The following is a 25,673-nucleotide window of genomic DNA, read 5'->3' as shown; positions in this document are numbered from 1 at the left end:
CCCGGTCCATGGATCGGGCCCTTCGCTTTTCCGGAAACGCCGATCGAGCGGGGCCACCCTGCGGCTTCGGCGCCCTTCATTCGGAGTCCGATGATCCCGAATGGGCGTGCCGCCGCAGAGACTCGCTGACCTGCCGCAGGTAGCGGGTGATCACGTCTTGTTCGGCCGGCGTGAAGGCGTCCAGTTCGGCGTCGATCCCCATGATCATCGGGATCAGGCGACCCATCGCCTTGTCACGCGACGCGCGCCGCGGAGCTACGAGGATTCCTCGGCGGTCGTTCGGGTGGGGTTCTCGGGAGACGTGGTCGAGCGCGACGAGGCGGTCGACGGACGTGGTGGTCGCGCCCGCAGAGAGCCCCACTCTCCGCGCGAGCTCGGTCGGGGCCAGAGGACCGCTCATGAGCAGGTGCTCCATCACCTGCAGATCGGTGGGGTTGACCCCGAGTTCATCCGCGAGGGAGGACTCGAAGAGTTCGCTGAGTTCGATGAAGTCCCGAAGCAGGGCCGTCGCCGGACGGGCAGGGATGAAGTCCGCCCCGTCGGCGTCGAAAGGTGGCACCCCGCTCGATTGCATGACCTCCACGATATCGCTACTATCTTTCGATAGTCATATAGTTCGATGATCGAACTACTATCCAAGGTTGGAACTTTTCATGGGCGCGCTCACACGGTTCCTGACGTCGGCGAAGACATCGTGGATCATTCTCGTGATCACGGCGCTCGCCGCAACCGCGCTGTTCGCCCTCGCCGGCAGCGAGGAGTCCGAGACGGCCCCGTCCGTCGGCCTGCCCTCTTCCGCCGAATCCGTCAAGGTCGATCAGTTGCTCGAAGAGTTCCCCAGCGCCGACGCGACCTCGGCGCTGCTGGTCTTCGCCTCCGAAGCCGGCGTGCTCGACGAGAAAACGCTCTCCCTCATCGATCAGAAGGCATTCGGCGATCTTGCCGCGCTCGCCCTCCACGGCGCCGTACCGCCCGCTCAGGTCTCCGACGACGGAACGGTCGCCCTCGTGGTGGTGCCTCTCGAGCCGGAGCCCGACGTCGCGGAGCAGACTGCGCGCGCGCAGGAGATCCGCGACATCGCCGCGGCGGATCTGGAGGGAGTTCGCGTCTATCTCACGGGCGCTGAAGGCTTCGAGGTCGACATCGCCGCCGTGTTCGACGGGGCGGACTTCACCCTTCTCCTCACCACCGTCATCGTCGTCGCCGTTCTGCTGCTCATCACCTACCGCAGTCCATGGCTGTGGATCGTCCCCCTCGTCGTCATCGGCCTGGCCGACGCACTCGCGGGAATCGTCGCCCGACAGGTCGCCAGCGCCGTCGGCATCCAGCTCGATGCGTCGATCACGGGCATTCTCTCCGTACTCGTCTCATTCGGTCCTGGTCGATGCCGCCGGTGCGACCGTGGCTGCGACTGAGCCGGTCGGTACAGACGGCAACCCGCTGACGAGCCGGAACACCCGCGTCGTGAGGTGAGTGCGTCCTGAACCGGCGAGATCGTCAGCCCAGCGGGCCCTCGAGGATGGTGAGCACATCGACCTCTTCGAATCCGACCGATCTGTTGAGGGCGAGCATCGGCGCGTTCGTCAGGGCCGTGTAGGTCTGCAGAAACCGCGAGTCCGAGCTCTCCGGGAGGCTCATGAGACGACGGAGGTTGGCGACCTTCAACGCGCGGCCGATCCCACGACCACGAACCCGTTGCGCGACGAAGGTGTCGTCCTGAAGGACGATCTTCGGATCCGGCCGTGACAGCAGGATCTCGGTGTACCCCACGGCCTCCCCGTCCGCGCGCGCCACGCTCCGCACCAGGGCATACCCCTGTTCGGACATGCGCTCCTCGTTCCGGCGAACGGCCGCGACGTCGGCGGGCGCGGGGGTCCGTGTCAGGTCGCCCATCGGCACGTCCTCCGACATGTGAGCGCGAAGCCTCGCCCAGTCATCGAGCAGCTCATCCGGACACGCGCCCACCCAGGAGACGATGTCGACGTCTGCGAGTGCAGTCGGGAGCCGGTCGAGTGTCTTCGTGGAGACCGGGAGATCGACCACCTGGCGACTCTCGCGGACGCCCACCTGGAGCCCCTCGGAGCGTGCGAACGAGACCCCGGCATCGGAGTACGTCTCGGTGCGCATCATCGTGGCGGTGCCGCGCAGCGCGTTGCGGATTGCGTGGACCAGTGCACGGGCGACGCCGCGGTGGCGGAAGGCGTCGAGAACCGCGATCTCGACGTCGGCAGGTTCGCCAGGATGCACGTGCGCTTCGGCCGCCCCGACCGGCACCTCGTCGATCTCCGCGAGCAGCAGCACTGAGCGGCGAGTCGGATGCGGGCTCTGGAACTGCAGGCGCGTCGCCTCGTCGCTGCGGGACCACACCTTCTGCCGCCCGGCCGAGTAGCCGTCTCGGAGGATGCCGTTCCACCGCAGAAGCTCTGCGACGTCGCGAGGATCGACATCCCTGATCCGGATGTTGCTCAAAGGTCACGACGCTCTCGGTGTTCGCAGACGGACAGATGCACGATCCAGTTTGCCATACCGCCGAGCCGTTCTCCCCTCTCGTGCGGCAGGGCGGTGTCTGAGATGGTGGATGCGGGATGTGCCCCTGAGCGACGAAAGGGTGAGAGATGAGCGGACCTGATCTCCCGGTGATCGCGGTCGAGGGCGCGTCATCACGGTGGTCGACGTGGTGGCTGGCATCCGGAGCGCTGTTCATCACGGCGGCCCTGTTGGCCGCGTTCCGCAGTCTTCCCGGGACGCTCGACGTCGATGCCCTCGCGATCATCTCGACCGCATCGACCTTGGCCTTCAGCCTCGCGCTGGTCGCCGCTGGTATCGGAGCTGCGCGCCGCGATGGCACTCTTCGACTTTCCAGAGGGGGGATCGTCGCCCTGTTCCTCCTCGCGGTCTGGCTCCCTGTGGGGCCGCCACTTCTGATGGTTTCGTTCGACTTCACCTCGGCGGCGCCGGTCTACGTGAACGCCCTCGTGAAGTTGGGGCTGTGCGGTGCGATCGTCGCCGGGGTGCTCCGCAGTTCGCTGGCGAAGCCGTGGCGGTTCATCCCTGCGATCGCGCTCGCCGCCGTGGTGCTGGGGTCGTTGATGGAGGTCGCGATGATGTCGGGCAGTGTCTCCGACCAGAACGCGATGATCCTCGTCTCCAATGTGCTGATCCTGACGTGCATCCTCGCCACCGGGGCGCTGGGTGCCGTTGCGCTCAGGGCTGCTCGCGCACGGGCGGGCTCGGTGGCCGTGTTCGGAGGATGACCGTCCTCACGGCACCCGCTCGTAATCCGCTCAGGGCGAGGTGCGCACACCCAGCTCGCTGGTGTCGCGGAGCCCGTGCGCTTCGAGGTAGGCGCGGATCGTGTCGTGGACGATGCGGATCTGTGCTTCGTTCCCCATCGCGGCCCGCATGGCGTCCATCGTGGGTGCCGGCTTGCCGTTTACCCGGTCCAGCGCCTCCCAGACGATGTCTTCGCGGGAGCCGCGGCCCATTGAATGCGGCATCGAGCTGAACACCGGGTTGGGCTTCCAGTCGTTTCGGTTCTCCTCCATCAGCGATTCCTCTCCTGTCTTCGGGTGCCCCTGAATGCGGGTGCACTCGGTCCTGTGCGCGGGCACGCCGAACACACCCGGGGTGGCGATGCTGCCCCCGATGGACGACGCGCTGTCCGGCGGCCAGACCGTTCCCCAGTGAGGCCGGATGCCGGTGGGAAGAAGGGGATGTGGTCGTCCGGTTCTCTTCGAGAATATACCTTATTTTGAGTCGCTAAAAATAAGGAGATGACGGGACAAGAGGAGGATGCTGAAAAGGCCCGGTCCGCAGCGGGATCGGACCTTTTCGTCGCGTGGCGTGGCGGGTCAGTCGCGCGGGGCGTCGTTCCAGGACCAGATGTCGTCACCGCGCAGCACCGCGTCGGCGCCGCCGTCGCAGTAGATGGTCTGGCCGGCCATGTGGGTGTTGGCCGGGCTCGTCAGCCACACCAGCAACTCGGCGATCGAGGATGCCGGCTGGTGGTAGTTCAGCGGCATCGGCACGGCGGCGTCGACCTGCGCCAGACCCTCCGGGCTGGCACCACGGCGGCCCGTGGCTGGTCTGCCAGGCTCAGCTTCGGCAGCAGCGCGGTGAGGAACTCTGTCACGCCGAAGTAGTTGATGGCCATGGTCTTGGCGATCGGCGCGGCGATTCCGGCGCAGGCGATGATCGCATCGATGCCGCCGTCGGCGGCGGCGAGCACGGCGTCCGCCGCAGCGGTCCGACCGGCGGGTGTCGAAAGATCACCCGCGACCTCCACTCCGCCCAGGTCGACCCCGATCACGGTGTGTCCCTGGGCGCGAAGCAGTTCGGCGGTCGCGGCACCGATGCCGGATGCGGCGCCGGTGACGACGTAGGTGCGGGTCATGTTTCCTCCTGGGGTGATGGGACGTGGTCGGATGACGACGGGGATGTGGTGGCCCTGGATGTCGATTCGGGAAGGGCGGCGACGAAGCGGCTGAGATGGGCCTGGAACTGGGTGATCTCGTGCGCGGACCAGCCGGTGAGCGCGCCGCCGACCATCTGCTGCCCGGAGGCGACGAGGCGGGCGTAAGCGTCTCGGCCCGCATCCGTCAAGCGCACCTCGACCGTCCGCCCCGTTCGTACGCGATCGAAGAGCCCCCACGCCGACATGCGCGACACCAGCTTCGACGTCGTCGGGCGTGACATCGCCGCTCGGTCGGCCAGTCGACTGAACCCGAGGGAGCCGCCGTGCATGCCGACCACGTACAGGGCTCGTACCTCGATGGCGTCGAGGGAACCTCCGACGCTCGCGGCCACCTGCGTCTGCAACTCGCCCTGCGTCCACTCCGCGACCACGCGAACCAGCGCCTCGCGGATGTCTTCGATCTCGTCATCGACCGCCATGACACTAAGGATATAAGTTCAGTTGCGTGCGGCAACTGTCGGGATGGGCCGCGCTCAGCTGAAGAGGACCACCAGGTAGACCGCGAACGTCACGAGGTGTGCAGCGCCGTGCATCGCGGTCACCCTCTTCGCGGCGAAGGTCGTCACCGACAGCAGCAGCGTGACGCCGAGCATCAGCAGATTCGCCGGCGATTCCGCGAGCACGACGGTCTGGCCGGTGAACATGCCGATGATCAGCACCGCCGGGATGGTCAGGCCCACGGTCGACACCAGCGCGCCATGACAGAGGTTGCTCACGCGCTGGGCCTCACCGCCGAGCGCGGCGCGCACCGCAGCGATCGACTCCGGAAGGAACACGATGCCCGCGATGAGCACACCGGCGAGGGCGACCGGGGCGCCGAGGCGGCCCAGCCCGTCGTCGAGCAGCGCCGCCATGTCGTGCGACAGCAGCACGATGGGGATCACGGTGACCACCAGTAGCGCGAGGCGCAAGACGACCTCCGTGCGGTGCGCGGACAGCACCTGGCGGATCCCGCCGCTGGCCTCGCCCTTCTCCTGGTCCTCCACCGTCTGGAGAAGACGCGGATCGACCTCGGTGAAGTCGCTCGCCTGCGCGCCCATCTGCCGGTAGAGGAAGAAGGCGTACAGCACGAGGGTGAGCACGATGATCGGGATCTCCTGCGCCGTCGTGTACGAGCCGTCCGTTCCGATCAGAGCGGGGAGGCCGAACGCGAGCGCGACCAGCACCACCAGCATCGACAGATACGCCGACGTGCCGGTGCGGTTGTGCGCCATGCCGCGGTGGCGGAGTCCGCCGAGGAGGAGTGCGAGCCCGATGACGAGATTGAGGATGATCATCGCGACGGCCATGACCGAGTCGCGGGCGATGGTCGCGTGCTCACCAGGACCGAGCATGACCGCGGAGATGAGGATGACCTCGATCAGCACGATAGACAGGGTCAGCACGAGTGAGCCGTACGGGTCGCCGAGCCTGTGGGCGAGAGCCTCGGCCTGTTTGACGACACCGAACGCGCAGACGAGGATCACGACGATGATCGCCCCGAGCGCGATCACGAGTACCGGCACGGGCACAGGGGGCTCCAGAACCGGGCGGAAGAGGAGGAGGGCAGCGAAAGCGCCCCACCCCAATGCGACGCGGACGATATCGGTGACGCCGATCAACTGCTTAAGCTCCGTGCGTGACATCGCCGGACTCCTTCGAGGTGGGGCCGTCCCCGATCTGCCTCACCGTCGGAGGTCGTCCTCCGTCGTCGTTTCCCGCCCCACGGTAGTAAACCGCGTCGGCGCTGTGGTGTTGCGGCGGGAACATTCCGAAAACGGCATGAAAGCCACGAGCACTGAGCGGTGTGTGTTTTTCCCGGTCAAAAGGAAATTTGACTTCCCCTGGTTCCGGGCTATGGTCGGAGGTTACGCCAGCCACCGAAGGGGAAGCGAGTAACCATGTCCGGAAAGTCCATCCAGGGTCGCGACAGCAAGAAGGCGCCGCAGCTCTCGCTCAAGGAGAAGCGAGCTGCGAAGCGCGAGAAGAACGCCCCGGCCGAGTTCATCAAGCCTCGCAAGGGCGCGAAGGGCTGATCGGATTCGTCCGGCGGGCGCATCCGCGTGGTGCGCCCGCCATGGGGGCGCAGGGTCAACGGAAGACGCGGGTGATCCCACTCTCGATCTGCGCGAGCTGCATGAAGACGAGGAGACGGTGGAGCGGCTTCAGGAGGGCGCGCACCAGGCGCCGGCCACCACGGCGTTGCGTTGCCTCCCACGTGAGGGTCGCGCGGATCTGCGTTCCACCAGCGGCATGTTCGAGTTCGAAGTCGACGAGCCTCGGATTCGATCGGACGGCGTCCGGGTAGGAGAAGCGCCACCGGATGAGGGCGGGCTTCTCGCACTCCACCAGCTCGACGCGCTGTCGCCGGAACTCCTCCTTCACGCGCACGGGTCTGCCGTCCGGGGCTTCTGTCGTGGACTCCGCCTCCCACGGCCCGGTCGTGTCGTGGTCGGCATGGATGGTGCCCACAGCCGGATCCCACTCGGGAATCCGGCCGGCGGATGACAGCAGAGCCCAGACGTCTTCTCGCGAAGCCGGGGCGAAGAGGGAGCGCGTGCCGGACAGCGTGTGCGTGTCGGGCGCCTGCAGCGGCACCAGTCGCAGTCGCTGCACTTCATCCAGGCGAGCGCTGAGGATCTCCGGGTCGACGTCGATTCGTCGCAGGATCTCCTGGATGAGACCGCTCGGTTCGTCGATGAGGGTGCGCAGCACCGCAGCGGAGTCGCCGTGCCGATCCCCGCTCGATGCTTCCTTCAGGACAGTGAGCGCCCGTTCCGTCCACTCGTATCCCGAGGTCTCGTGGAAGACGATGCGACCGAGACCGTCGGTGTCTGAGGCGATGCCCACGAGCTCGAGTTGAGCTGCATGCTGTGCCGCGACCGCCGCGCGGGCCGCATCGAGACCGGCGCCCATGCCGCGCAGGATCTGCCCTCCCGTGTCGGGGTCGATGGTCAGGGCGAGGAGCAGATGATCGATGTCGGCGTCGCGCACTCCGAAGCGTGAAGCCTCCTCCATGGCGGCCAGCGACAGGGTGTGCATCGTGGCGGCGGCGTGGGTGAATCTGCTCATGAGCTCCTCCGGGGAACGGCGATGGTCGGATCGATCCGCTTCGCGTGCTTCTTGTGCACTGCCTGGCGGGTGACGCCCAGGGCATCGGCGATCGCCTGCCAGCTCATGCCGGACCGCAGTGCGGCTTCGACCTGGCGCAATTCGAGTGCGTCCGCGAGCGTGCGCAGCGATGCCACCGCACGCAGGCCCGCACGCGGGTCGGTCGTGTCCGCGGCGATCTGTGCGACATCGAGGGATTCCATGTCGTCAACCTACGTTGCTAACGAGGCGCTGTCAACTTACGTTGCTACGCGTTCGTCAGACGAGGTCTCCGCGATCAGAACGCTCCGATCACGCGTTCCCGGCGCGCATGAACTCCTCGGCCTCGCGCACCTGCTCCGCCGACGGCCGGATGCCGGTGTACAGCACGAACTGCTCCAGCGCCTGCAACGTCGCGACCTCGGCCCCCGTGATCACGGGGGTGCCTGCGGAGCGCGCGGCGGCGATCAACGGTGTCTCCGCAGGAAGAGCCACGACATCGAACACCACGGATGCCGCGGCGATCGCGTCTTCCGAGAACGCGAGCGTGGGCTCCTCCGCGCCACCGGCCATGCCGATCGGAGTGACGTTGACGAGGATGTCTGCGGTGGCGTCTCCGACTTCGGCCACCCAGGAGAAGCCGTAGAGGTCGGCGAGCATGCGGCCGTTCCGCTCGTTCCTGGCGACGATCGTCACGCGCGTGAATCCGGCGTCGCGGAACGCGGCGGCAGTGGCCTTCGCCATTCCCCCCGACCCGCGCAGCAGCACCGAGGCCGCGGGATCGAGGCGATCACGTTCGATAAGCTGCGCGATCGCGGAGTAGTCGGTGTTGTGTGCGGTGAGCACGCCGTCATCGTTGACGATGGTGTTGACGGAGTCGATCGCGCTCGCCGAGGGGTCCATCCGGTCGACGAGGGCGATGACGTCCTCCTTGTAAGGCATCGAGATCGCGCATCCGCGGATGCCGAGTCCGCGCACGCCTGCGATCGCCTGGGAGAGGTCAGTGGGGGCGAAGGCCTTGTAGATCCAGTTCAGCCCGAGCGCCTCGTAGAGGTGGTTGTGGAAGCGCGTGCCGTTGTTGCTCGGCCGTGCCGAAAGCGAGATGCACAGCGTCATGTCCTTGTTGAGCAGAGTCACCGGATCAGGCTACTCGCGAGCCGGTCGTCGCGTGCGATGTCGCCGACGCGACCATCCGTGACACACCTGGACGAGACCCGCGGACCCCTCAGGGTCAAGTCCCGACCGCGCCGGTCTAGCCCGGGTGAAATTCGATGGCGGGACGGCGCTTCCTCCCCTATGGTGAAGGTGCATGCACGAGGGGATTGATCGTCTACGTCTCTCCCCACGAGGCGGCGGCCCACCCCAGGGGCAGACGATCTGTGCGTGCGATTGGGCCCTCTCGAGTAGTTCAGTCCCCAATGGGCTACTCGAGGGGGCCGCTATCGTTCGCCCTCGCGACGAAGTTCAGATTTGTCCCCCAAAAGGGGGACAAGGACGTCGAAAAGGAGCTAAGCTGTCTCTGACGCACCCTCCGGTCGTCTTCGGCCCTCATCGCTCCCCCCGCGGTGAGGGCCACACCATTTTCTGGGCGCCTTCTGGGCCGTGCGCCTCCGAACGCGCCGGATGACGGCCGCGTGCCGCTCGTGCAACATTTGGATTACCTTCTTGCAGGTGCTATTCCGCTCGGGGCCTCCTCCACTAGCGTTAGCGATGTCGGGGCATCCCTGCGTCGGCTTCTTCACCAGCAGAACAGGCAGTACATGAGCACCCAGGGCACGGTTAAGTGGTTCAACTCGGAGAAGGGCTTCGGCTTCATCTCCCCCGACGACGGAGGCGCTGACGTCTTCGCGCACTACTCCGCCATCCAGTCATCCGGCTACCGGTCTCTCGAAGAGAACCAGCGAGTCGAGTTCGATGTGGCGCAGGGCCCGAAGGGCCTGCAGGCAGAGAACATTCGCCCCGTCTGAGACGGGCGAGACACAGAACTCCCCACCGGATCGCGTCCCGATGCGTCATCCGGCGGGGAGTTCTGTGCTTTCCGGGTCCGATTCGGCTCCCTGCACGTGGCGTGTGGTCTGCAGGTCGCGCACCAGCGCGCCGGTCAGGTCAGCAGCAGAGAGCGGAGTTCGGCCACGGAGGCCACCCGGAACGCGGCCTCGTCACCCTCGTGGGCGTCGCTGAAGCCCCACTCGACGAAGATCACCGGGACGTCGTTGGCGTTGCCACCCTCGACATCGTGGTGCCGATCGCCGATGAGGACGGGGCGTGAGGTGTCGGCGCCGTGCTCGCGCAGCCGACGAAGAGCTTCGGCGACGATGTCGGTCTTCGAGGCGAGGGTCGACTCGTCGGGCGTCGCCCCGACGGTCGTCAGGAATGCGGGCCGGAGTCCGAAGTGGTCGACCAGTGCGTCGACCTGGTTCTCGGGCTTCGAGCTGGCTGTCGCCTGCGGCACTCCCGTAGCGTGCAGTTCGTTGATGAGGTCCACCACGCCGGGGTAGGTCGCGGCGTCGGTCGTGTAGCCGTCGGCCTTGCCGAGCGTGCGGTAGAAGGCGACCGCCTCGGCGGACTGCTCCGGCGTCATGCCCGCCTGGTCCTGGAAGGACTGGAACATGGGCGGGCCGATCCAGTGCACCAGTTCCTCGCGTGTCGGTGCCGGACGCCCGAAGTGGGTGAGCGCGACATTCAGCCGGCGAAGGATGCCGACGGACGCGTCGACGATGGTGCCGTCGACGTCCCACAGCACGCAGGAGTAGGGGGAGTGAGGCATCTCTCCAGCCTATGGGCCGGGACGGCGATGGCCGCTCTTCCTGCACAGGTGTGCAACTGAGTCACTTCTGCACGCCTCATGTGAACGCCTAGTGTCCACATATAAGGTCGTGACAACGGTGGATTCGCGGGCGAGAATAGGGGGCATGTACGTGTCGGTGGAAGTCATCACGATGCTGGCGACAGCAGTGACGCTACTGGTGGCGATCATCAGCGGTTTCGGTTGGATGATCAACCGGATGGACGCGGGATTCGCGGAGGTGGTGGCGACGTTCGATTCGCGGTTCGAAACGCAGGACGCGAAGTTCGATGCGCGGTTTGAAGCGCAGGACGCGAAGTTCGATGCGCGGTTTGAAGCGCAGGACGCGAAGTTCGATGCGCGGTTTGAAGCGCAGGACGCGAAGCTCGATTCGCGGTTTGAAGCGCAGGACGCGAAGCTCGGTGCGCGGTTTGAAGCGCAGGACGCGAAGCTCGATGCGCGGTTCGACCGTATCGAGCAAGAGATCGTCGAGGTGAAGATCGCGATCGCGCGCCTTGAGGGCCCGACACCCCGGCTCATCGCCGCGCGCTGACGGGCGACGCCTCAGAACAGGCGGGGGATGCCCGACTCGATGCCCTTCATGTCGTCGTAGTCGAGCACCAGGCAGCGGATCCCGCGGTCCTCAGCGAGCACGCGTGCCTGCGGCTTGATCTCCTGCGCGGCGAACACACCCTGCACGGGGGAGAGGTGCGGGTCGCGACCCAGAAGTTCGAGATAGCGGGTCAGCTGCTCCACGCCGTCGATGTCGCCGCGTCGCTTGATCTCGACCGCGATCGCGGCGCCGTCGGCATCGCGCACCAGAAGGTCGACGGGGCCGATGGCCGTCGGGTATTCGCGGCGCACGAGCGTGGCGCCCTCGGAGATGCGCTCGACCTGCTCGGCGAGAAGTCGCTGCAGGTCGGCCTCCACGCCGTCTTTCTGGAGCCCGGGATCGATGCCCAACTCGTGCGAGGTGTCGTGGATGATTTCGTAGATCTGCACACGCAGCGCATCGCCGGTCTTCTTGTGCGTGACGCGCCAGACTTCGACCACGCCGGCGCTGGCCTCTTCCTCGCCCGGCTCTTCGCTCGAGAGCGAACACGGCGGGCTCATCCAGTTGAGCGGCTTGTAGCTGCCGCCGTCGGAGTGCACGAGCAGACTCCCGTCTCCCTTGTGCACGAGCAGACGCGTGGCAAGCGGGAGATGGGCATTGAGCCGACCGGTGTAGTCGACCGAGCAGCGGGCGATGACGAGACGCACCCGTCGAGCCTACTTCGTCGGGGGGTGCGCCGCGGTCGCACTCCGCGGGCGCGGCGGTCATCGGTCGAGGAAGGATCCGATCGCCTGGAAGAGCCCGAGCTCGGTGGCGGCGGAGCGCGCGATGAGGAATCCGATGATGCCGATGATCCATGCGGTGTTCTCGGCGCCGGTGCGCTCCATCCAGGCGGCGAATCGTTCGAGCGGCCTTTGCACCAGCGGGGCGGCGACCAGGCGGAGGACGAGCAGCACGACAGCGGGCAGGATCATCAGCGCGCAGTAGCCGACGAGCGAGAGCACGCGCAGCGGGGTGTCGATTCCGGCATCCGCGAGCATCGTCATCGCGACGATGTAGGGAAGCATGGTGGCGACCTCGACTAGCACTGCCGCGACAGCCACGGCCATCACCGCGGTGCCGCGGGTGCGGGGGTCGAGCAGTCGCTCCCGCCACCGGGTGATGCGACCGGCGCGCGCCCGAGGCTCCGCCACTGCGGCTGGCGCAGGAGGCGGGGTCGTGATCGACGATCCGCTCGCCTCGTGTGCGGTCGGCAGGTCCGTTCCCGGCAGGACCGACGCGGAGGCGGGCAGCGAGGCGGACAGGGAGGCCGCTGCGGCACTCTTGTCACCGGTCGGCATCACGAAGGCGGTGATGAGGAGCGCTCCGCCCACGAGGAGGCGGATGATCAGTCCGGCGGGCGAGGCCAGGAAGTCGGACGCGACGTCGACGAGGTTCACCAACCCCCAGAGGAACAGGAGGCCGACGAGCAGGTAGAACGCGGCGATCGTCCCCAGGTACAGCAGGATGCGTCGGGCGTGCACCCGCCCCGGATGCAGGAGCAGGAAGACGGGGATGAGGAGTGTGCCGACGCTCAGCCCGTCGATCAGCGCCAGGAGAGCGTGAGAGAAGGGGAGCGGCAGTCCGCCGAAGAGTTCCATGTCTCCACGCTCGCCGAGCCGGGGCCGCGGCGGATCGGGCGAAAGTACCGTTCCCTCCGACCTCCTCATCCCTTCGTCGGATGCGCGGTGGCGCGCACCGTGATTGCATGAGGGCATGCACGAGCAGGTCGAAGGCGGATTCGGCGCCTGGTACCGTCGGCACCGCTGGTGGGCGGACCCGTTGGGGATGGCGCTCCTGTCGGTCGTCATGGCCTGGTTCGGGTTCCGCGGGATCTGGGGTCCGTTCTCGATCCTCCAGGAAGCCGTCTCCCCGTGGTGGTCGCTGGCGCTCGCCCTGCCCGCCTGCGCCCTCGCCCTCGTCAAGAGGCGCCTGCCCGTGACGGTTCTCGTGCTCGTCACGCTCCTGTTCGTTGTCGATCTGCTCACCGTCGGGGGCATCGGCACCCTGGTGGTGCTCCTGGACGTGCTGTGGACGGCGTCTTTCCTCGCGGGGCCGCAGGGGCGACGGGTGCTGCTCATCGCGCTGGCGCTGTCGACGGCCGTGCTGTTCCTCGCCGCCTGGCTCTTCACCGATGTGTCGCTCGCCGCGGCCTTACTCATCGGGGTCCAGTTCGGTGCGATCTTCGGTACCGACTACTGGTGGGCGGTGGCCGTCTCCCAGGCGCACGAGCTCGCCGAGCTGCACCGCCAGCGTGCGGAGGCCGCGGCTGCCGTCGCCGAGCGTGACCGCGCCGAGGCGGTGCAGCGGGAGCGCGAGACGATGGCGAGGGAGCTGCACGACGTGGTCGCAGGTCACGTGATGGCGATGGCGATCCGGGCCGAGGCCGCACTGTCGACCGTGCCCGACCGCACGGCGGACCGAGAAGCCCTGCAGGCCGTGCGTGATGCGGGGCTCGATGCCCATGGGGCGCTGCGATCCATGATCTCGGTGCTTCGGCGAGGCGACGGCACCCTCGCCCCCACGCCGCGGTGGGCGGATCTCGGGGCAATCGTGCAGGAGGCGGAACGTGGAGGGCTGGTGGTGCGCCTGGTCGTCGATGACGTCGACGATCTCGGAGCGGCACGCGAACAAGCCGTCATCCGCATCGTGCGGGAGGCGCTGAACAACTGTGTCCGCCATGCGAGCGGTGCCGACGTCGAGGTCGGGATCCGTGGGAGCAGCGCCGAGGTGCGGGTGGAGGTGCGCTCGCGTGGTGGCGTCGCCAGCCGTGCAGCCGCCCACGGCGACGAGGGCTGGGGGCTGCAGATGCTGCGGGAACGCGTCGGCGCACTGGGTGGTGTCTTCGCAGCGGGTCCGGTCGCCGGCGGATGGTCGGTCCACGCCCGGATCCCGAGGGAGGCGACGGCATGACGGCTCCGACTGTGCTGCTGGCGGATGATCACGGAGCGATCAGGGCGGGGCTGCGCATCATGCTCGAGGCGCAGGGGATCACCGTGGTCGGGGAGGCCGCCGACGGCGACGTCGCTGTGCGCAATGCCGCGGCGCTGCGTCCCGACGTCGTCCTCATGGACCTGCGGATGCCGGGGCGAGACGGGATCTCGGCGACCCGGGAGATCGTCGAGCGCGGTCTCGGCGATGTCCTGGTCCTGACGAGCTTCGACGAGGACGACCTCGTGTTCGGAGCGATCCGTGCCGGCGCGGTGGGCTTCCTGCTGAAGACGGTCGACGCTCCCGCTCTCGCACAGGCCGTGCGCGCGGTCGCGGCGGGGGAGGGCGCGCTGGATCCGCGGGTGACCCGACGCGCGCTCGCCGCGGTCGCCCAGAGTCCGATGCCGTCGGTGCCCGTCTCGCGTCGGGGGGAGTTCTCCGACCTGACGGTGAGGGAGCAGGAGGTGCTCGACGGGATACTGCAGGGGTGGTCCAACGCCCAGCTCGCCGCGAGGCTGCGCATCTCGGTGCCCACGGTCAAGACGCATGTCTCGAACGTTCTCACCAAACTCGGAGCGCGCAGCCGCTCGCACGCTGCAGCCCTCGTGCGGGGTCGCGAGGGCTGAACGTCAGTCCTGTGACGCCGTCGTGACCGGGATCTTCTCGTCTTCGCGCAGCGGACGCGCTGCACCTGAGAACAGTCCGGACGTCACGACCAGAGCGACCAGGATGAACAGGGTGTTCAGCAGGCCGATGTGCTCGCTGATGATTCCGAGGACGGGCGGTCCGCCGAGGAACGCGATGTAGCCGATCGTGGCCGCAGCGCTCACCCGGGCTGCCGCCTTAGCGGGATCGTCCGCCGCGGCGGACATTCCCAGAGGGAAGCCGAGCGATGCGCCGATACCCCAGAGCGCCGCCCCGACGAGCACGAGCGGGAAGGTGGGAGCGAGGATGAACAGCAGGATGCCCGAGGCCGCCGCCACCGCGAGAACGCGCAGCACCAGGACGCGTCCGAACCGGTCGACGAGGGGTCCGCCGAACAGGCGCACGACGGTCATGCCGACCGAGAACACGGCGAGCGAGACGGCGCCGGTGCCCTCGGCGAAGCCGTGACCCTGTTCTGTGCCCAGGGCGATCCAGTCGTTGGCGCCGCCCTCGGCGAACGACATGCCGAGCATGACCACGCCGATCAGGTAGGTGCGTGGTTCGCGCCAGGCTTCGAGCGCGGTGTGCATGCGTGCGCGGAACGCCGGCTTCTCGTGCGGCGCCGGGTCGAGGGCGGCCTCGCGCACAGGCACCTGGAAGAAGCAGACGACGGCGATTACGGCGATCAGTGCGCCCATGATCGCGGCGTGGGTGGCGACGTCGATCGTGAGCCGCGCCGCGAGGGCGCCGATCCCCGCGCCGATGACCGTGCCGAAGCTGAAGAACGCATGGAAGACCGGGAGGATCGTCCGGCCCATCTGCTGTTCGATCGCGGTCGCCTCGACGTTCATCATGACGTCGACCGATCCGTTGCCGAAGCCGAAGAGCACCATGCCGATGAGGACGACGGGGACCGAACCGAAGACGTTGGCGCCCAGACCGACGAGCACGATGCCGAGCGCGAACGTCAGCATCGTCAGCAGCATCCCGCGTCGAGCACCCAGGCGCGCCATCACGGCCGGGCCCGTCGAGATGCCGACGATCGACGACACGCCCATGCCGAGAAGGATGAGACCGACCTGCGCGTTGTCCAGACCCAGCGCCTCTTTGATCCCGGGGACGCGTGACGCCCAGGTCGCGATCGAGAGGCCGCTCGCGAGGAAGATGGCGAAGATCGCGGCGCGCCAGCGCACGAACTGCGAACGGGAGAGGGCTGTTTCCATGTCGGACAGCCTATCGAATCGATTCGACCCGAGGGAAGCGAAGGGAGCTATCCTCGAAGTATGAGCAGTCAGGAGACGCCGCGTCGGCCCACGATCGCCGACGTCGCACGCGAGGCGGGCGTGGCGACATCCACCGCCTCGGTCGTCTTCAGCGGCAAGGCGAACGTGGCGGCTGCCACACGGGAGCGTGTGCTCGCCGCCGCTGCCGACCTCGGTTACGCCGGTCCGGATCCTCGCGCGGCATCCCTGCGCCGCGGACGCAGCGGCATCGTCGCCGTCGTTCTCGAAGGGCATCTGCGCGCCGCATTCCTCGACCTGGTGACCACGGCCATGATGGACGGGCTCACCGACGGGCTCGCCGACCTCAGCGCCGGCATCCTTCTGATGCGGGACGAGCCGGGGGAGGAGGGTGCCGCGATCACGCACGCACCCGTCGATGCCTTCGTGCTGATCGGCTGCTCCGGGCGGACGAAGGCCTCGCTCGAAGTGGTCGTCGGTCGTGGTCTGCCTGTCGTCGTGATCGAAGGCGATGCCGGAGGGGAGATCCCGCGCATCACCCTGGATAACGTCGCCGCCTCCGCCGACGTCGCGCGACACGTTCACGATCTCGGCCACCGCGATGTCGCCCTGGTCACGCTCCCGCTCGACAGCGAGCGGGAGCGGGCCGCGGTGAGCCCGGAGCGGATCGCGAACGCCACCGTCGACGTCACCGTGCATCGACTCGAGGGGATGCGCCAGGTGTTCCCCGACGCCCCGGCGATCTCGGCATCCGGCAGCCTCATCGACGAGGGGGTGCTGGTCGGCAGGATGCTCCTGACGGACCCCGCCACTCGACCGACCGCCGTGCTCGCACAGAGCGACCTGCTCGCCGTGGGGGTGATCCGCGCGGCGGAGGAACTCGGGCTGCGCGTGCCCGAAGATCTCTCCGTGGCCGGTTTCGACGGCATCGAGGTCGATGGACTCGGCGGTCTCACCCTCACCACCAGCGTGCAGCCGGCCGTCGAGAAGGGCCGCGCGGCGGGGGAGCAGGTCGCCCGCATGCTCGGCGGTGAGCCCGGGATGACGCAGCACCTCACGTGTGTGTTCCGCGCCGGCACGACGACCGGCCCCGTTCCCCGCTGAGCGGCTGGGACGACCGTCGCCTCAGCTGTGCTGCGGGCCGAGCGGCACAGTGGCGTCGCCGAAGTCGATGATGCGATATCGACCGCAGCCGATCACCTCGTCGGGGATCTCCGATGTGGGAAGACGCCACTCGACGGTCTGCGCATCCTCCACGAGGAACGACACCTCGCGGGCCTCGAAGTCCTCTCGGTTCACGAGCCATGCATAGCCGTTGAGCTCATGATCGACCTGCACGAGACGGGCGGGATCCTCCACATGCAGCTTGGGCAGGCGCACCGTCCAGAACTGGCCGGCACCGGTGCGACCCGAGGCGTTCACCCAATCGGTCACGCACGTCAGATCGGGATCGGGGCTCGCGCTCGCGCCGACCAGCCGGGGAACGCTGAGCGCGCCGCCGATCAAGAGAAGCGCGGACACGGTGGCCGCGACGACGGACTGCACCCGGAACGGCGCTCGCCAGGAACGCGTCGCCGCCACCAGGGCGAGCACCGGGGCGAACGCGAGGGGCTGCAGGTAGCGGGCGGCGTGCGTGCCCAGGACGATCGCGCCGATGATCACGAGGACGGGCATGGTCCACGCGACGGTGGAGACGAACCGCGACCCGAAGTCTTCCGCCCGTGCCGTGCCCACGACCGCGAGCACGATGAGCGCGATCACGATCAGAATGCCGATCACCCCGGCCGGCGTCCCCGCGCGCGTGGTGAGGAGGGCTCCGTAATACCCCACCGACTCCGTCCACTGCTCGGGCTGGATGTAGTCGGCTCCGGTGTTGCTGATCCATGCCCGAAGCGGAATGCGACCCAGGAAGCCGAGGGCGGTGCCGGTGATGAGAGCGACGAGGATCATCGTCGGGCGGATGCGGTGGGGCGCGCGAGGGAGCATCAGGGCGAGGACCAGGGTGATCGGAACCGTCGCCCAGACGGCGTAGAGCGGGTTCGAGAGCGTGGCGATCGCGGCCGTGGCACCGAGGACGACCAGGAGCGCTCCACCGAATCGATCCCGGTCGACGAGCCGCCGCACCAGGCCGACCGACAGCACGACGGCGACGACGGTCGGCGAGTAGTAGGTCGTCGTCAACACGAGGGATGCGAGGTCCAGAGCGTCCCTCGATCCCGACACGTCGGTCATGGCCAGGACGCCGAAGGTCACCAGTCCCACGAGAGCCCACGCGACCGGAGCCGTGCCTTTCCGCCGCCGGCCCGCGGCCAGCCGGAGGGCACCGTAGAGCGCGAGTATGTTGATGACGGCATTGACGGCGAGCAATCCGTTCACGTCGAGCGGAAGCAGCGTGTCGAGGCCGGCGAACACCGCGGACTCGGGCAGGAACAGCACGCTCGACATCGCCCAGTCGAGCGGTACACCTGAGAGGACGGATCTCGCGAAAAGAGCCACGATCAGGGAATCCCCGTCACGGAACAGCAGCTCAGAGCGAGCGGACGAAGCGACCTGTGCCGCCGTGATCAGCGCGACGGCCAGCGCCCCCGACCAGCCCGCGAGCTCTCGAACCCAGACCCGCCGCATGGGCCTACTCTCGCACGATCGTGCAACGGTGGACCTCAGGAACCTCTCGTGCCGGTAGACTGCATGTACACCCGCCCGCCTGAGCCAAACGGCCGACGAGCCCTGAGGGAGCCGCGTATATGCTGATGCTCCTCGCTGTGTTCCTCCTCGGGTCGCTGTTGATGCCCGTTCTGGTGCGCTGGCTCGGAGCTCAGGCCTTCGCGATCGCCGCCCTCGTTCCGACCGCCGCCTTCGTGCACGCGCTGGTCATGACGCCGCAGGTGCTCGACGGGCCGGTACCGTTCGAATCGGTCGAGTGGATCCCCCAACTGGGTCTGAACCTCTCCATGAACATGGACGTGCTCGGGTGGGTGCTCACCCTGATCGTCACGGGCGTCGGCGCACTGGTTCTCCTCTACTGCCGCTGGTACTTCTACGAGGACTCGGCGGGCGTCGGGCAGTTCGCCGGGGTGCTGCTGGGCTTCGCGGGCGCCATGTACGGACTCGTCCTGACCGACGACCTGGTGATCCTCGTGATGTTCTGGGAAGTCACGAGCATCCTCTCCTATCTCCTCATCGGTCACTACCGCCGTCGCGCGGCCAGCCGTCGTGCGGCGCTGCAGGCCCTGCTCGTGACCACGCTCGGCGGCCTCGTGATGTTCGTGGGCGTCGTGCTGCTCGTGGTCGACACCGGAACCTCGAGCATCCGCGAGATCCTCGCGATCGCGCCCAGCGGGCCCCTCGTGGATGCCGCGATCGTGATGCTCCTGATCGGAGCGATCAGCAAGTCGGCGCTGTTCCCCTTCCACTTCTGGCTTCCCGGCGCCATGGCCGCTCCCACGCCGGTGAGCGCCTATCTGCACGCGGCCGCGATGGTCAAGGCCGGCATCTACCTCATCGCCCGCTTCGCACCGATCTTCGCTTTCAGCACGACGTGGCGCCCGATCGTCATCACCCTCGGCATCGTGACGATGCTGCTCGGCGGCATCCAGGCGCTGCGCGAGACCGACCTCAAGCGCATCCTCGCGTTCGGCACGGTCAGCCAGCTCGGCTTCTTCGCCATCGTGGTCGGCTACGGCACGCAGGCGACCGCGCTCGCGGGACTCGCCCTGGTCATCGGGCACGCGCTGTTCAAGTCGGCGTTGTTCCTCATCGTCGGCGTCATCGACCGTCAGCTGTCGACGCGTGACATCAACGAGCTCTCCGGTGTCGGGCGGCAGGCGCCGGTCATGGCGACAGCGGCATTCATCTCGGTCGCCTCGATGGCCGGCATCGCCCCCACCATCGGCTTCGTGGCCAAGGAGTCGACTCTCACGGCCCTCCTCGACGACGCGCAGGGCGGTTCTCCCTGGGGACTCGTCGCCCTGATCGGGATCGTCCTCGGATCCATGCTCACTGCGGCATATGGCGTGCGCTTCCTCTGGGGGGCGTTCTGGAAGAAGCGCGACGAACAGGGTGGGCAACTGCCGGACACGGCGTGGCCTGACCCGCCGGTCGGCTTCCTGTCCGCACCGATCATCCTCGCCGGCGTCACACTCGCCGCGGGTATCGGCGCCCCCGCACTCGACACGGCTCTGCAGGGCTACGCCCTCACCGCGACACCCGGGCTCGACCACGCCGGTGAGGCCGTCGAGGGCCCCGGCCACCTCGCGCTCTGGCACGGATTCGAACCCGCGCTGGGCATCTCGATCCTGTCGATCGTCCTCGGCATCGGGCTCTTCCTGCTCACTCGGAAGACCGGTTGGGACCGCAAGGCGCGGTTCCTGCGCTTCACCGCGGCCGACGTGTACTACCTCGTCATGCGCGGGGTCGACCGGCTCTCGGTGCTCAGCACCACGCTCACGCAGCGCGGTTCGCTGCCGGTCTACGTCGGCACGATCTTCGTCGTGTTCGTCGCCGCCGAGGTCACGGCGCTGATCGCGAGCGACATCGATCGGTACCACTTGTCGGCCTGGCACACCCCGGCGCAGATCGTGGTCGCGCCGATCATGGCGATCGCCGGCGTCTTCGCCGTCCGCGCGCAGAAGCGGTACACCGGGGTGGTGCTGGTCTCGGTCACCGGCCTCGGCATGGTGGTGCTGTTCGCGACGAGCGGCGCCCCTGACCTCGCGCTCACGCAGATCCTCGTCGAGACGGTGACGATGGTCACCTTCGCGCTCGTGCTCCGTCGCCTCCCCGCACGCATGGGTGAGCACAACGCCTCGGTCGGACGCATCCCCCGGGCGCTGCTGGCCATCGGGGTGGGCGTCACGATGGCCTTCGTCGCGGTCGTCGCCACCCAGTCCCGTGTGGCCACCCCGATCTCGGAGGCCTTCCCGAGGCTCGCGTACGAGATCGGCCACGGCAAGAACGTCGTCAACGTGGCGCTGGTCGACCTGCGTGGCTGGGACACCATGGGCGAGCTCTCGGTGCTGGTGCTCGCCGCGACCGGTGTGGCCTCCCTCGTGTTCGTCACGCACCGCGCCGACCTGCTCGCCGCCACCAAGAACCTCCCGCGCGCCACGCGCAAGGCTGCGCGCAGCCGTCCGCTCGTCGAGACCACCGAGGGCATCCGCTTCCAGACCTCCGAGAACGAGAGCAGTCCCCGGGCCTGGCTCGTCGGCGGGCAGAAGATGAAGCCCGAGAACAGATCGATCCTGCTCGAGGTGATCGTCCGCATCCTGTTCCACACCATCATCGTGGTGTCGATCTTCCTGCTGTTCGCCGGTCACAACCTGCCCGGCGGCGGCTTCGCCGGCGGTCTCGTCGCCGGCATGGCCCTGGTGATGCGCTACATCGCCGGCGGTCGCTGGGAGCTGGGCGCCGCGGCTCCCACCGATGCGGGTCGGCTGCTCGGCACCGGCCTCATCCTGGCCGTCGGCACCGCCGTCGTCCCGCTGTTCTTCGGCCTGGCGCCCCTGACCAGCACCTTCTGGGAGTGGGAGATCCCCGGCATCGGGCACATGGAGTTCGTCACCTCGACCATCTTCGACGCGGGCGTGTATCTCGTCGTGATCGGGCTCGTGCTCGATGTGCTGCGCAGCCTCGGTGCCGAGGTCGACCGTCAGGCGGCACTTCGCACCACGCCGGGTCCTGAAGGATTCCTCTCCCGGGGCGGGAGGAGCAGCTGATGGACGTCTCCCTCACCCTCATCGTCATCATGGCCATCCTCTTCGCGTGTGGTGTGTACGCGATGCTGGAGCGCAGCCTGACCCGCGTGCTGATCGGCTTCCTGCTGCTCGGCAACGCCACGAACCTGCTGCTGCTGATCGTGATGGGCGTCCCCGGCAATGCCCCGTTCTTCGGCACGGAGGGCGAGATGAGCGATCCGCTCCCGCAGGCGCTCACCCTCACCGCCATCGTGATCACGTTCGCGGTCTCGGCATTCCTCCTCGCCCTGATCTACCGCTCCTGGCAGCTGGGCCAGGCCGACACGGTCGAGGACGACGAGGCCGACATCGCGCTCCGCGGGCGCACCGACGCCGAAGAAGACCTCATGGACGACGAGTCCGAGACCGACGACGACGAGGCGACGACGGACTTCGTCGGCGTGCAGACCGCGCCGATCACGGTTCTGCACATGCGCGACCACCCGTCGATCCACGACGACGCTCCCTTCGACGCCCCGACCGGATGGGGGAGCGAACCCGCTGCGCCCTCAGACGAGGGCCGTGAACCGAGCCCCGACGAACCCCATGACCGCGACGAGAACGAGGAGGGCAAGCCATGACCGCCCTCGTCCCGCTCCTGGTCGCACTGCCTCTGCTCGGGGCCGCCGTCACGCTCGTGTTCGGTCGGAACCCGCGCCTGCAGGTCGTCGTCACGGTCGCGACCCTCGCTGCCGTCTCGGTGATCGCCGCCGTGCTCCTGGTCGTGGTCGACTCCGGTGCGCCGCTGGCGGTGTCGGTCGGCGGCTGGCCCGTGCCCTTCGGCATCGTGCTCTACGTCGACAGGCTCGCCGCGCTCCTGGTGCTCATCTCCAGCATCGTGCTTCTCGCGGTGCTGCTCTTCTCCATCGGCCAGGGCGCCGCGGACGGCACCGACGAGACCCCGATCTCGATCTTCAACCCCTCGTACCTGATCCTCGCGGCCGGCATCTTCAACGCCTTCATCGCGGGCGACCTCTTCAACCTCTACGTCGGCTTCGAGATCCTGCTCGTCGCCTCGTATGTGCTGATCACGCTCGGCAGCACCGAATCCCGCATCCGCACCGGCGCCGTCTACATCGTCGTCTCGCTGGTCTCGTCGATCCTGTTCCTCGCCTCGATCGCGATGATCTACGGGGCTCTCGGCACGGTCAACATGGCTCAGATCGCCGAGCGGATGTCGGAACTCCCGCAGGAGACGCAGCTGGTGCTGCACCTCATGCTCGTGGTGGCGTTCGGCATCAAGGCGGCCATCTTCCCGGTGTCGTTCTGGTTGCCGGACTCGTACCCGACCGCACCGGCTCCGGTCACGGCGGTGTTCGCCGGCTTGCTGACGAAGGTCGGCGTGTACGCGCTGATCCGCACGGAGACGCAGCTGTTCGCCTCGAACAGCATCGACACCGTGCTGCTGATCATCGCCCTCGCGACCATGATCGTCGGTGTGCTCGGCGCCGTGGCGCAGGCCGAGCTCAAACGAATCCTGTCGTTCACTCTGGTGAGCCACGTCGGCTACATGATCTTCGGTCTCGCGATCGCGACGCCCGCCGCGATCGGCGCCACGGTGTACTACATCGTTCACCACATCGTGGTGCAGACGACTCTTTTCCTCGCCGTGGGGCTCGTGGAACGCCGAGCGGGAAGCACGTCGATCCTGCGCGTCAAGGGACTGCTGAAGGTCGCGCCCCTGATCGCCATCCTCTACTTCGTGCCCGCGATCAACCTCGGCGGCCTGCCGCCCTTCTCGGGGTTCATCGGCAAGTTCGCGCTGTTCGAGGCGGCGGCGTCGGTCGGCACTCCGATCATGATCGTGCTGATCTTCGGCGGCATCGTCACGTCGTTGCTGACCCTGTACGCCCTGATGCGCGCCTGGAACCTCGCCTTCTGGCGCGAGGAGGAGGACTCCACCGAGACCGAGGGGCGCATCTCGTACCTCGGCAACGCACCGGCCGCCGATGAGCAGCAGGAGCGTCGCCGCATCCCGAAGATCATGACCCTGGCGACCGGCGGCATGGTCGCGGTCACACTGGCCCTGACGATCTTCGCCGGCCCTCTCTACGCACTGTGCGACCGCATCGGCGCCGCGCTGCTGCAGCCCGTGAGTCTCGTGCAGCTGGAAGAGGAGGTGGGCTGATGGCGCGTGACACCCGACGTCACCTCTGGCGCGACATCCGCGTGCAGCTGCCCTTCCTCGCGTGGCTGGTCGTGCTCTGGATGCTGCTGTGGGCGCAGTTCACCGTGCTGTCGTTCCTCACCGGACTCGTCGTCGCGATCTTCGTCACCCGCGTCTTCCGCCTGCCGACCGTCGCGCTCTCGGGCCGGATCAACCTCTGGTACGCCGCGCTGTTCGTGGTGCAGTTCCTGTTCGCCGTGCTGAGGGGCGCGCTCTCGGTCACGGTGCAGGTGTTCGACTTCCGTCGTCAGCCGGGCACGGCCATCATCGCGGTGCCGCTGCGCTACGCCGACGACCTGGTGATGACGCACGTCGCTGTCGTGTCTTCGCTGATCCCCGGATCCCTGGTCGTCGACACCGATCGCGATCGGCAGATCCTCTATCTGCACGTGATCGGCGTGCGCGACCTCGACGACGTCGAGAAGCAGCGCGCCGGGGTGCTCCGCTGGGAGCGTCGCGTCGTGCGAGCCCTCGGCGACCCTGCTCAGTACCGCGCCCTCAAGGCTGACGAGCGTGCGGGCGTCGGAGCGACGAAGGGCGGTGCCCGATGAACATCCTGCTGCTGTTGATCATGGTGGTGTTCGGCCTCGCCGCCGTCCTCGCCCTGATCCGCATCGTGCGCGGGCCGTCGATCCTCGACCGAGCCGTCGCCTCCGACGTGCTCCTCACCGAGGTGATGTGCGTGATCGGTGCCGAGATGGCCATCAACGGCCACACCCGCAACATCCCCGTGCTCCTGATCATCGCGGCCGTCGGAGTGTTCGGGTCGATCGCCGTCGCCCGGTTCGTCGCGAGAAGGGACAACACGACACCATGAACGTGTTCGGTCTCATGATCCCCGATGCCGTCATCGACGTGGCGGTGCTGGTGCTCATCCTGCTCGGCGCCGTGCTGTGCCTGTCGGCGGCCGTCGGGCTGCTGCACTTCCGGGATGTGCCGTCCCGTCTGCACGCGGCGACCAAGCCCCAGGTGCTCGGACTGCTGCTCATCTGCATCGCTATCGCGCTGTCGCAGCGCTCGATCGGCGGCATCCTGCTCGGCTTCGTGCTCGTCGCCCCGGTCGTGCTCATGCAGTTCGCGACCGCTCCGCTCTCGGCGCACATGGTCGGGCGGCAGGCCTACCGCAACGGCACCATCGAACAGCGGGGCCTCGTCGTGGACGAGCTCGCCGAGTCGAAGCAGACCCCGCCCGCCGCAGGCTGACCCGCGGCCACCGTCTCAGAGGCGGGCGGTGAACTCGTGGATCAGGCGCGCCGCCGGCTCGGAGTCGCTGATGAGCGTGCCGTGACCGTGGTCGGGGATGACCTCGAGGTCGGCGTCCGGGATGGCGTCGATGATCTCGCGGCACCAGCTCATCGGGGCGAGCGGGTCGCTCTCTCCCCGCAGCAGGAGCACGGGGCACTCGATGCGCACGAAGGCGTCTTCGGGCTCGTGCACGATGGTGGCGCGCATCTTGCGGAAGAGGTGGGGGCCGCCGCGGAGGTACTCCCTGGCTCCGCGCCAGAGGACGAGCGGTCGTTCTCCGACGAGGTCGGTCAGCAGATACCGCGCCTGCGCGCCGATGTTGCGTGCCGCTTTGTCGACGGTCGGGCCGGCGAGCACCACCGCCTCGACGAGGGACGGATGCCGCGCGGCGAGCTCGGCCGCGATCTGGCTGCCCATCGAGTGACCGATCACCACGACGGGGCCTGAGTCCACGTGTCGGAGGTAGGCGGCGACGAGGTCGGCGTGCCGTTCCATCGTGAGGGTCCGCGTGGGCTCGGGCGCTTCGCCGAAGCCGGGCAGATCGACCGCGATGACCCGCCCCTCCAGGCGCTGCACGACGTCGAGGTAGACGCTGCGACCCATGCCGATGCCGTGCAGGAGAAGGTACGTGTGCGGTCCATCGCCGAACGTCTCGGCGATGAGCGTCGCACCTCCGTGCTCGAACTCCAGGAGCGTGACGGAGGTGCCCTTGGGGGCGAGATAGCTGGATGGCACCCACCAACGGTAGCCGAGCATCCTGAGGCGCCGCTCGGGACGCCGTCGCGCGCCGTT

Annotated in this window: 28 protein-coding genes and 1 pseudogene; 14 read left to right on the top strand and 15 right to left on the bottom strand. The window is 68.0% G+C overall.

Annotated elements, in window-relative coordinates:
- Window positions 1-76: 76 nt before the first annotated feature.
- Window positions 77-574, bottom strand: a complete 498-nt coding sequence (locus tag KY497_RS03140; RefSeq protein WP_127481387.1) for a MarR family winged helix-turn-helix transcriptional regulator — start codon at window positions 572-574, stop codon at window positions 77-79.
- 67 nt (window positions 575-641) lie between these two features.
- Here KY497_RS03140 and KY497_RS03135 point away from each other — a divergent pair, with 67 nt between their 5' ends.
- Window positions 642-1,415: an MMPL family transporter gene (locus KY497_RS03135; protein WP_258185836.1), complete on the top strand. Its 774-nt coding sequence runs from the start codon at window positions 642-644 to the stop codon at window positions 1,413-1,415.
- Window positions 1,416-1,497: 82 nt separating this feature from the next.
- Here KY497_RS03135 and KY497_RS03130 read toward each other — a convergent pair whose 3' ends face one another.
- Window positions 1,498-2,469, bottom strand: coding sequence for a GNAT family N-acetyltransferase (locus tag KY497_RS03130; protein WP_219869807.1), 972 nt, complete (start codon window positions 2,467-2,469; stop codon window positions 1,498-1,500).
- A gap of 146 nt (window positions 2,470-2,615) precedes the next feature.
- Here KY497_RS03130 and KY497_RS03125 point away from each other — a divergent pair, with 146 nt between their 5' ends.
- Window positions 2,616-3,254, top strand: a complete 639-nt coding sequence (locus KY497_RS03125) for a hypothetical protein (RefSeq protein WP_218682370.1) — start codon at window positions 2,616-2,618, stop codon at window positions 3,252-3,254.
- Between the two features lie 30 nt (window positions 3,255-3,284).
- Here the strand turns inward: KY497_RS03125 and KY497_RS03120 are convergent, their stop codons facing one another.
- The 4 genes and pseudogenes from KY497_RS03120 to KY497_RS03105 all read right to left on the bottom strand — a co-directional run bounded on the left by KY497_RS03120 (window position 3,285) and on the right by KY497_RS03105 (window position 6,099).
- On the bottom strand, window positions 3,285-3,545 hold the full coding sequence (locus KY497_RS03120) for a hypothetical protein (RefSeq protein ID WP_141385595.1): 261 nt from the start codon (window positions 3,543-3,545) through the stop codon (window positions 3,285-3,287).
- 306 nt (window positions 3,546-3,851) lie between these two features.
- Window positions 3,852-4,393, bottom strand: a pseudogene (locus tag KY497_RS03115) (SDR family NAD(P)-dependent oxidoreductase).
- Window positions 4,390-4,893 (bottom strand): MarR family winged helix-turn-helix transcriptional regulator, encoded by a 504-nt coding sequence (locus tag KY497_RS03110; RefSeq protein WP_218682368.1) that lies wholly within the window; start codon window positions 4,891-4,893, stop codon window positions 4,390-4,392. The pseudogene KY497_RS03115 and the gene KY497_RS03110 overlap by 4 nt, the downstream one beginning before the upstream one ends.
- Window positions 4,894-4,947: 54 nt before the next feature.
- Window positions 4,948-6,099 carry a calcium:proton antiporter gene (locus KY497_RS03105; protein ID WP_219869806.1) on the bottom strand — a complete coding sequence of 384 codons (1,152 nt, stop codon included), beginning with the start codon at window positions 6,097-6,099 and terminating at the stop codon, window positions 4,948-4,950.
- 255 nt (window positions 6,100-6,354) lie between these two features.
- Here KY497_RS03105 and KY497_RS16590 point away from each other — a divergent pair, with 255 nt between their 5' ends.
- Complete coding sequence (locus KY497_RS16590) at window positions 6,355-6,489, top strand: hypothetical protein (RefSeq protein WP_017829963.1); 135 nt, start codon at window positions 6,355-6,357, stop codon at window positions 6,487-6,489.
- A 55-nt stretch (window positions 6,490-6,544) separates the two neighbouring features.
- Here KY497_RS16590 and KY497_RS03100 read toward each other — a convergent pair whose 3' ends face one another.
- From KY497_RS03100 to KY497_RS03090, 3 genes are all read right to left on the bottom strand, one after another.
- Window positions 6,545-7,525, bottom strand: a complete 981-nt coding sequence (locus KY497_RS03100; protein WP_219869805.1) for an SRPBCC domain-containing protein — start codon at window positions 7,523-7,525, stop codon at window positions 6,545-6,547.
- Window positions 7,522-7,767, bottom strand: coding sequence for a hypothetical protein (locus tag KY497_RS03095; protein ID WP_055871634.1), 246 nt, complete (start codon window positions 7,765-7,767; stop codon window positions 7,522-7,524). The genes KY497_RS03100 and KY497_RS03095 overlap by 4 nt, the downstream gene beginning before the upstream one ends.
- Before the next feature lie 88 nt (window positions 7,768-7,855).
- Window positions 7,856-8,659: a shikimate 5-dehydrogenase gene (locus KY497_RS03090; protein WP_219870291.1), complete on the bottom strand. Its 804-nt coding sequence runs from the start codon at window positions 8,657-8,659 to the stop codon at window positions 7,856-7,858.
- Between the two features lie 644 nt (window positions 8,660-9,303).
- Here KY497_RS03090 and KY497_RS03085 point away from each other — a divergent pair.
- Window positions 9,304-9,510, top strand: a complete 207-nt coding sequence (locus tag KY497_RS03085; RefSeq protein ID WP_017203899.1) for a cold-shock protein — start codon at window positions 9,304-9,306, stop codon at window positions 9,508-9,510.
- A gap of 134 nt (window positions 9,511-9,644) precedes the next feature.
- On the opposite strand, the gene KY497_RS03080 is transcribed toward KY497_RS03085, so the two are convergent.
- Entirely contained in the window at window positions 9,645-10,310 is a 666-nt protein-coding gene (locus tag KY497_RS03080) for an HAD hydrolase-like protein (RefSeq protein WP_055875546.1), read from the bottom strand.
- Between the two features lie 145 nt (window positions 10,311-10,455).
- Between KY497_RS03080 and KY497_RS03075 the strand changes: the two genes are divergently transcribed.
- Window positions 10,456-10,881, top strand: coding sequence for a response regulator (locus tag KY497_RS03075; RefSeq protein WP_219869804.1), 426 nt, complete (start codon window positions 10,456-10,458; stop codon window positions 10,879-10,881).
- An 11-nt stretch (window positions 10,882-10,892) separates the two neighbouring features.
- Here the strand turns inward: KY497_RS03075 and nucS are convergent, their stop codons facing one another.
- Together nucS and KY497_RS03065 are read right to left on the bottom strand one after the other, a co-directional pair.
- A complete protein-coding gene (gene nucS / locus KY497_RS03070) occupies window positions 10,893-11,588 on the bottom strand; it encodes an endonuclease NucS (protein ID WP_055871644.1) in 696 nt (231 codons plus the stop codon).
- A 57-nt stretch (window positions 11,589-11,645) separates the two neighbouring features.
- The gene (locus tag KY497_RS03065) at window positions 11,646-12,521 is read right to left on the bottom strand and encodes a GAP family protein (protein WP_219869803.1); all 876 of its coding nucleotides are present in this window, start codon (window positions 12,519-12,521) and stop codon (window positions 11,646-11,648) included.
- A gap of 115 nt (window positions 12,522-12,636) precedes the next feature.
- Here KY497_RS03065 and KY497_RS03060 point away from each other — a divergent pair, with 115 nt between their 5' ends.
- Entirely contained in the window at window positions 12,637-13,833 is a 1,197-nt protein-coding gene (locus tag KY497_RS03060; protein WP_219869802.1) for a sensor histidine kinase, read from the top strand.
- Window positions 13,830-14,477 (top strand): response regulator transcription factor, encoded by a 648-nt coding sequence (locus tag KY497_RS03055; RefSeq protein WP_219869801.1) that lies wholly within the window; start codon window positions 13,830-13,832, stop codon window positions 14,475-14,477. Before KY497_RS03060 ends, KY497_RS03055 begins: the two co-directional genes overlap by 4 nt.
- 3 nt (window positions 14,478-14,480) lie before the next feature.
- On the opposite strand, the gene KY497_RS03050 is transcribed toward KY497_RS03055, so the two are convergent.
- The gene (locus KY497_RS03050; RefSeq protein WP_218682995.1) at window positions 14,481-15,719 is read right to left on the bottom strand and encodes an MFS transporter; all 1,239 of its coding nucleotides are present in this window, start codon (window positions 15,717-15,719) and stop codon (window positions 14,481-14,483) included.
- A 60-nt stretch (window positions 15,720-15,779) separates the two neighbouring features.
- On the opposite strand from KY497_RS03050, the gene KY497_RS03045 reads away from it, so the two are divergent.
- On the top strand, window positions 15,780-16,841 hold the full coding sequence (locus tag KY497_RS03045) for a LacI family DNA-binding transcriptional regulator (RefSeq protein ID WP_219869800.1): 1,062 nt from the start codon (window positions 15,780-15,782) through the stop codon (window positions 16,839-16,841).
- 21 nt (window positions 16,842-16,862) lie between these two features.
- On the opposite strand, the gene KY497_RS03040 is transcribed toward KY497_RS03045, so the two are convergent.
- A complete protein-coding gene (locus KY497_RS03040; RefSeq protein ID WP_219869799.1) occupies window positions 16,863-18,362 on the bottom strand; it encodes a hypothetical protein in 1,500 nt (499 codons plus the stop codon).
- 119 nt (window positions 18,363-18,481) lie between these two features.
- On the opposite strand from KY497_RS03040, the gene KY497_RS03035 reads away from it, so the two are divergent.
- The 6 genes from KY497_RS03035 to mnhG are packed head-to-tail and all read left to right on the top strand — an operon-like array spanning window position 18,482 to window position 24,839.
- The gene (locus KY497_RS03035) at window positions 18,482-21,451 is read left to right on the top strand and encodes a Na+/H+ antiporter subunit A (protein ID WP_219869798.1); all 2,970 of its coding nucleotides are present in this window, start codon (window positions 18,482-18,484) and stop codon (window positions 21,449-21,451) included.
- Window positions 21,451-22,050 (top strand): Na(+)/H(+) antiporter subunit C, encoded by a 600-nt coding sequence (locus KY497_RS03030; protein ID WP_219869797.1) that lies wholly within the window; start codon window positions 21,451-21,453, stop codon window positions 22,048-22,050. Before KY497_RS03035 ends, KY497_RS03030 begins: the two co-directional genes overlap by 1 nt.
- Window positions 22,047-23,597 carry a Na+/H+ antiporter subunit D gene (locus tag KY497_RS03025; RefSeq protein ID WP_219869796.1) on the top strand — a complete coding sequence of 517 codons (1,551 nt, stop codon included), beginning with the start codon at window positions 22,047-22,049 and terminating at the stop codon, window positions 23,595-23,597. Before KY497_RS03030 ends, KY497_RS03025 begins: the two co-directional genes overlap by 4 nt.
- The gene (locus tag KY497_RS03020) at window positions 23,597-24,187 is read left to right on the top strand and encodes a Na+/H+ antiporter subunit E (RefSeq protein WP_017829979.1); all 591 of its coding nucleotides are present in this window, start codon (window positions 23,597-23,599) and stop codon (window positions 24,185-24,187) included. The genes KY497_RS03025 and KY497_RS03020 overlap by 1 nt, the downstream gene beginning before the upstream one ends.
- A complete protein-coding gene (locus KY497_RS03015; RefSeq protein WP_017829980.1) occupies window positions 24,184-24,453 on the top strand; it encodes a monovalent cation/H+ antiporter complex subunit F in 270 nt (89 codons plus the stop codon). Before KY497_RS03020 ends, KY497_RS03015 begins: the two co-directional genes overlap by 4 nt.
- On the top strand, window positions 24,450-24,839 hold the full coding sequence (gene mnhG, locus KY497_RS03010; RefSeq protein WP_046748040.1) for a monovalent cation/H(+) antiporter subunit G: 390 nt from the start codon (window positions 24,450-24,452) through the stop codon (window positions 24,837-24,839). Before KY497_RS03015 ends, mnhG begins: the two co-directional genes overlap by 4 nt.
- Window positions 24,840-24,854: 15 nt before the next feature.
- Here mnhG and KY497_RS03005 read toward each other — a convergent pair whose 3' ends face one another.
- A complete protein-coding gene (locus tag KY497_RS03005) occupies window positions 24,855-25,616 on the bottom strand; it encodes an alpha/beta fold hydrolase (RefSeq protein WP_258185835.1) in 762 nt (253 codons plus the stop codon).
- Window positions 25,617-25,673: the final 57 nt, after the last annotated feature.

The organism is Microbacterium sp. PAMC22086, assembly GCF_019443525.1.
Classification (GTDB): Bacteria; Actinomycetota; Actinomycetes; order Actinomycetales; family Microbacteriaceae; genus Microbacterium; species Microbacterium maritypicum.
The sequence above is the reverse complement of the archived record's forward strand: the minus strand, read 5'-3'. Positions and strand labels throughout refer to the sequence as shown.

Bases quoted from the DNA above. Each gene is read 5' to 3' on its own strand.
- KY497_RS03045 (WP_219869800.1), top strand. From the start codon at position 15,780: ATGAGCAGTCAGGAGACGCCGCGTCGGCCCACGATCGCCGACGTCGCA.
- KY497_RS03065 (WP_219869803.1), bottom strand. From the start codon at position 12,521: ATGGAACTCTTCGGCGGACTGCCGCTCCCCTTCTCTCACGCTCTCCTG.
- KY497_RS03060 (WP_219869802.1), top strand. From the start codon at position 12,637: ATGCACGAGCAGGTCGAAGGCGGATTCGGCGCCTGGTACCGTCGGCAC.
- KY497_RS03015 (WP_017829980.1), top strand. From the start codon at position 24,184: ATGAACATCCTGCTGCTGTTGATCATGGTGGTGTTCGGCCTCGCCGCC.
- KY497_RS03095 (WP_055871634.1), bottom strand. From the start codon at position 7,767: ATGGAATCCCTCGATGTCGCACAGATCGCCGCGGACACGACCGACCCG.
- KY497_RS03125 (WP_218682370.1), top strand. From the start codon at position 2,616: ATGAGCGGACCTGATCTCCCGGTGATCGCGGTCGAGGGCGCGTCATCA.
- KY497_RS03035 (WP_219869798.1), top strand. From the start codon at position 18,482: ATGCTGATGCTCCTCGCTGTGTTCCTCCTCGGGTCGCTGTTGATGCCC.
- mnhG (WP_046748040.1), top strand. From the start codon at position 24,450: ATGAACGTGTTCGGTCTCATGATCCCCGATGCCGTCATCGACGTGGCG.
- KY497_RS03085 (WP_017203899.1), top strand. From the start codon at position 9,304: ATGAGCACCCAGGGCACGGTTAAGTGGTTCAACTCGGAGAAGGGCTTC.
- KY497_RS03040 (WP_219869799.1), bottom strand. From the start codon at position 18,362: ATGCGGCGGGTCTGGGTTCGAGAGCTCGCGGGCTGGTCGGGGGCGCTG.
- KY497_RS03105 (WP_219869806.1), bottom strand. From the start codon at position 6,099: ATGTCACGCACGGAGCTTAAGCAGTTGATCGGCGTCACCGATATCGTC.
- KY497_RS03110 (WP_218682368.1), bottom strand. From the start codon at position 4,893: ATGGCGGTCGATGACGAGATCGAAGACATCCGCGAGGCGCTGGTTCGC.
- KY497_RS03120 (WP_141385595.1), bottom strand. From the start codon at position 3,545: ATGGAGGAGAACCGAAACGACTGGAAGCCCAACCCGGTGTTCAGCTCG.
- KY497_RS03025 (WP_219869796.1), top strand. From the start codon at position 22,047: ATGACCGCCCTCGTCCCGCTCCTGGTCGCACTGCCTCTGCTCGGGGCC.
- KY497_RS03090 (WP_219870291.1), bottom strand. From the start codon at position 8,659: ATGACGCTGTGCATCTCGCTTTCGGCACGGCCGAGCAACAACGGCACG.
- KY497_RS03140 (WP_127481387.1), bottom strand. From the start codon at position 574: ATGCAATCGAGCGGGGTGCCACCTTTCGACGCCGACGGGGCGGACTTC.
- KY497_RS03020 (WP_017829979.1), top strand. From the start codon at position 23,597: ATGGCGCGTGACACCCGACGTCACCTCTGGCGCGACATCCGCGTGCAG.
- KY497_RS16590 (WP_017829963.1), top strand. From the start codon at position 6,355: ATGTCCGGAAAGTCCATCCAGGGTCGCGACAGCAAGAAGGCGCCGCAG.
- KY497_RS03075 (WP_219869804.1), top strand. From the start codon at position 10,456: ATGTACGTGTCGGTGGAAGTCATCACGATGCTGGCGACAGCAGTGACG.
- KY497_RS03100 (WP_219869805.1), bottom strand. From the start codon at position 7,525: ATGAGCAGATTCACCCACGCCGCCGCCACGATGCACACCCTGTCGCTG.
- KY497_RS03030 (WP_219869797.1), top strand. From the start codon at position 21,451: ATGGACGTCTCCCTCACCCTCATCGTCATCATGGCCATCCTCTTCGCG.
- KY497_RS03055 (WP_219869801.1), top strand. From the start codon at position 13,830: ATGACGGCTCCGACTGTGCTGCTGGCGGATGATCACGGAGCGATCAGG.
- KY497_RS03050 (WP_218682995.1), bottom strand. From the start codon at position 15,719: ATGGAAACAGCCCTCTCCCGTTCGCAGTTCGTGCGCTGGCGCGCCGCG.
- KY497_RS03080 (WP_055875546.1), bottom strand. From the start codon at position 10,310: ATGCCTCACTCCCCCTACTCCTGCGTGCTGTGGGACGTCGACGGCACC.